Consider the following 4,394-nt stretch of genomic DNA (forward strand, 5'->3'; position numbering starts at 1 on the left):
AGCCCGGGGCCGCCCGTCGCCCTGGGCGGGGTGCGGCCGGCTTCAGCGTCCCCTCCGCGGGCCGAGGAGAAAGACCAGGTTGCCGTCGGGGTCGTTGAGGCTGCAGGCCCGTGCCCCCCAGGGCTGGTCCTCCGGCTCGCCGGTCAAGACGACGCCCTGCTCCCGCAACCGGCGGCAGGCGTCGTCCACGTCGCTCACCCAGAAGCTCAGGTGGTCCAGCCCGGGCGGGTCGTCGACCAGCTCCGGGCGTCGCTGGGCGCCTGCTCCCTCGGCCCTCGTCTCGAAGAGGTAGAGGCGTGCACTGCCCGCCGCCATCAGGACGCCGGGCGTCGCGTCCCTCTCCACCACCTCGAAGCCGAGCAGGCCGTAGAACCGTTCCATCGCCTCCAGACGCCGGGTCGCGACACCGACGTTGTCGATGCGCTCGATCATGGCTCACCCCTCCGTTGCCGCGGGAAAGGCCGGCGACCACCGCCTCAAGCACGCGCTTGCCGAATTCGCGAGCCGGCTCCGCCTCCCTGCAGGAGAGTCCGCGGCCCTGGAGGCTCCCCGGCCGAAGGCAGGTGGCCGTTCGAGGCCAGCGCCTCGGCGGGACGCTCGGCCGTGCCGTCTACCTTCGGAAGCTGAGCCGGCCATACCGCGCCGGGGGGTCGCGACCCGGGGGACGGGAAAGGGAGCGGCGAGCATGTGGCGCCGGACGGGCGGACTCCCGCAGGGGGCTCGGACAGATGGAGCACCCGACCCGGCAGGCACACGGGGAAGGCCCTGCCGCGCCTGCCGCACCTGCCGCGCCGTCACCGCCCGGCCGCGAAGCGCTCCGGATAGAGATCCCGGGCGATCAGCTCCAGCGCCTGCACCAGGTCCGGACCGGGCTCGGAGACCAGGTTCTGCGGCACCAGGTAGACGCGGTGCCGGCGGACGGCGCGGATCGAGTTCCAGGCCGGCCGCTGGCCGTGGAGGAGCTGCTGGTAGCCGGAGGCGAAGGGCGTCAGGATCACGTCCGGGTCGTGGGCGACGATCTTCTCCACGCTGTAGTTGGGCCACGGGCTCGTGGCGTCGTCGGCGACGTTGACGCCGCCCGCGCGCCGGATCAGGTCGTCGATGAAGCTGCCGGGGCCCGCCGTCATCTCCGGGTTGTCCCAGACCTCGTAGTAGACCTTGACACGCTGGCTGGCGGGGATGTCCGCCACCCGCGCCTCCACCTGCCGCTCCTTCGCCTCCATCGAGCGGACCACGGCCGCCGCTCCCGCCTGGAGGTCCAGCACCCTGCCCACCAGCCGGATCCCCCGGTGGACGTCCTCCAGGTTCTTGGGGTTGAGCACCAGCACCGGGATGTGGAGCGAGTCCAGGCGCTGGACCACCTGCTGGGCGTTGATGTCCGTGGTCAGGACCAGGTCGGGCCGCCGGGCCACGATCGCCTCGAAGTCGGGGTCGGTCAGTCCGCCGACCTTGGGGAGGCTCTGGGCGGCCGCGGGCTCGGTGCTGAACTTGTCCACCCCGACCACGCGGCGGCCCGCGCCGACGGCGAAGAGGATCTGGGTGTTGCTCGGCCCCAGGCTGACCACGCGCCGGGGCGCCCGCTCGATGAGCACGCTCCGGCCGAGGTCGTCCACCACCCGGAGCGGGTAGCGGGTCGCGAGGGAGACGGGCTCCCGGGCGGCGGCGCCGGAGGCGGCCGGCTGCGCCGCGGAGGCGGCGGGCTTCGACGGCGCCCCGCCGCAGGCGGCGAGGCCGAGGGAACCGGAGACCAGGAGGGAGACGGCGACGACGAGGTGGGCGATCCGCTTGTACGCGCTGTACACGGCGGACGCGTACCCCCTTTCCGCGAAGGGTCTGTACGCTCCCACCGGGCAGGCAGGTCTCCTGGCTGATGCCTCATCGGGCCGCCCGCTCCTTCCCGCCCCGCGCCCCCGGGGGCTCTGCGCCCTGAGGGGGCTGCGCCCTCAAGGGCTGCGGGACAGTGGAGGGGCCGCACCGCCGGGCCGGAAGGCGGCGGGAGGGCGGCGGTGCGTGGGCAGCCCATCCGCAATCACAGTGGCGGGACCGCGCCGGATCCGCGGCCTTGCGGCCGCTACCCCGGACTTCCCTATTCTCCCCCGGCCTCGGCCGGGGGCACCTGCCCGGTTGTGGATGGGATTGTACGAGCCCCAGTATAACGGAGGACGGGCGTGGCCGTCCCCGGGAGAACAGCGGAGGACCCCGGAGAACCGGGCGCCCGACCCCGCCCCGCCGCGCGGCGCCCGGTGCCCGGCGGGCGGCCAGGGCCCGGTGCCCGGCGCCCGGCGAAAGGAAGCGACCCCATGGCGAAGATCTACACCCGTACCGGCGACACCGGCACCACCTCCACCGGCTTCGGCGAGCGGGTGCCCAAGGACGACCCGCGCGTCGAGGCCTACGGCACGCTGGACGAGGCCAACGCCGTCCTCGGCCTCCTCCGCGCCCGCCTCCGGGCCGAGGCCGCCGCCCGCGGCGGCGCGGCCGCCGGCGCCTTCCTCGGCGAGGCGGCCCAGGCGCTGGAGACGATCCAGAACGACCTGTTCCACGTCGGCTTCGACTGGGCGTGGAACCGCGGCGAGCCCGCCATCCGCGACGAGCACGTGGAGCGCCTGGAACGCTGGATCGACGCCTGGGACCCCTCGCCCCTCCTGGAGTTCGTCCTTCCTGGAGGAAGCGAGCCCGCCGCCTGGGCGCACCTGGCGCGGACCCTGGTCCGCCGCGCCGAGCGCCGCGCCGTCCGCCTCCAGCGCTCCGTGCCGCTCAACCCGGCCTCGCTCCGGTACGTCAACCGGCTCTCGGACCTGCTCTTCGTCCTGGCGCGGCGGCTGAACGCCGAGCTGGGCGTGGCCGAGACCGAGCTCCGGCGGTACGTGCCGCGGGGCCGGCGGGGGAAGGCGGTCGGCGACGGCGATGGAGATGGAGATGGGGATGAAGATGGGGATGGGGATGGAGATGGAGGGAACGGCGAGGCCGGACGGCGCTCCGGCGCGGCTGCCCCGCCTCCTCGTGGCCGGCACCCACAGCGGCGCCGGCAAGACGACGGTCACGCTCGGGCTGATCGCCGCGCTCCGCCGGCGCGGCCTCCGCGTCCAGCCCTTCAAGGTGGGCCCCGACTACATCGACCCCGGCCTCCACGCCGTCGCCGCCGGGCGGCCCTCGCGCAACCTCGACCCCTGGCTGACCGGCCGCGAGGCGATGCTGGGCATCTTCCGGCGGGCGGCGGCCGGGGCCGACCTGGCCCTCGTCGAGGGCGTGATGGGCCTCCACGACGGCCTCGGCGCCACCGGGCGCGAAGGAAGCACCGCCGAAGTCGCCGCCCTCCTCCGGGCGCCGGTCCTCCTCGTCGCCGACGCCTCCGGCCTCTCGCGCAGCCTCGCGGCCGTCGCCCGCGGCTACCGCGACCTCGACCCGGAGGTGCCGCTCGCCGGCCTCTTCGCCAACCGCGTGGGCGGCGCCGGCCACGCCGCGCTCCTGCGCGAGGCGGTGGAGGAGCTGGCGGGGCTGCCGCTCCTGGGGTGGCTTCCTCCGCTACCGGAGGTGGCGCTGCCCGAGGCGCACCTCGGCCTCTTCCCGGCGCCCGAGCAGCGCGAGCTCGAGGCGAAGCTCGCCCGCCTCGCCGCCGCGCTCGAGGAAGCGACCGACCTCGACCGCCTCCTCGCCCTCGCCCGCTCCGCTCCCGCGCTTCCGGAACCCGCCGTGCCTCCGGGGCCAGCCGGGTCGCAGGGCGGCCCCGGAACGAGCGCCGGTCGGCCGGCGCCGCAGCCGGGCGCGCGCCGCCCGCGCATCGCCGTCGCCCTCGACGAGGCCTTCAACTTCTACTACCCGGAGATGTTCGACCTCTTCGAGGCGCTCGGCGCGGAGGTGGTCCCCTTCTCGCCGCTCCGCGACCGGGAGCTGCCGGGCGGCGCGGGGCTCCTCATCCTGGGCGGCGGCTTCCCCGAGCGCCACGCCGAGGCGCTCTCGGCCAACCGCTCCATGCGCGAGGCGATCCGCCGCTTCCACGAGGCGGGCGGCGCGATCTACGCCGAGTGCGGCGGCCTCATGTACCTGAGCCGCGCCATCGACGACCGGCCCATGGTCGGCCTCCTGCCCGCGCGGACGCGGATGACGGGCCGGCTCGCCGGCTTCGGCTACCGCGAGCTCGAGCTCGCGCGGCCGTCGCTCCTCGGTCCGGCCGGCCTCCGCCTGCGCGGCCACGAGTTCCACACCTCCGCCCTCGCCGACCCCCTGCCCGAGGAAGCGGCCGCCTACCGCATGCGCCCCGCGCGCCCGCCGCGCGACTCCCGCGAGGCCCGGGAGGCCGAGGCGCGCGTCGAGGGGTACGCGCGGGGCCGGCTCTTCGCTTCCTACGTCCACGTGCACTTCGCGGGCTACCCCGAGGTGGCGGCGCGGCTGGT

At 75.7% G+C, this 4,394-nt stretch carries 3 protein-coding genes, 1 pseudogene and 1 riboswitch; of the genes and pseudogenes, 2 read left to right on the forward strand and 2 right to left on the reverse strand.

All coding sequences use genetic code 11. The features are described from left to right. Window positions 1-42 precede the first annotated feature (42 nt). Complete coding sequence (locus tag QJR14_07705; GenBank protein ID MDI3317484.1) at window positions 43-432, reverse strand: VOC family protein; 390 nt, start codon at window positions 430-432, stop codon at window positions 43-45. Between the two features lie 362 nt (window positions 433-794). Continuing rightward, entirely contained in the window at window positions 795-1,802 is a 1,008-nt protein-coding gene (locus tag QJR14_07710) for a cobalamin-binding protein (GenBank protein ID MDI3317485.1), read from the reverse strand. A 33-nt stretch (window positions 1,803-1,835) separates the two neighbouring features. Beyond that, a riboswitch (cobalamin riboswitch) is annotated at window positions 1,836-2,135 on the reverse strand. 165 nt (window positions 2,136-2,300) lie between these two features. On the opposite strand from QJR14_07710, the pseudogene QJR14_07715 reads away from it, so the two are divergent. Continuing rightward, window positions 2,301-2,849 (forward strand): annotated as a pseudogene (locus QJR14_07715) (cob(I)yrinic acid a,c-diamide adenosyltransferase). 64 nt (window positions 2,850-2,913) lie between these two features. Then, window positions 2,914-4,394 (forward strand): cobyrinate a,c-diamide synthase (locus tag QJR14_07720; GenBank protein ID MDI3317486.1); only part of this gene is annotated, 1,481 nt, incomplete at its 3' end.

Source organism: Bacillota bacterium, from assembly GCA_029961055.1.
Classification (GTDB): Bacteria; Bacillota; Sulfobacillia; order JAIMAT01; family JAIMAT01; genus JAIMAT01.

Excerpts from the sequence above, each read along its gene's own strand:
- QJR14_07705 (MDI3317484.1), bottom strand. The coding sequence starts at position 432 with ATGATCGAGCGCATCGACAACGTCGGTGTCGCGACCCGGCGTCTGGAG.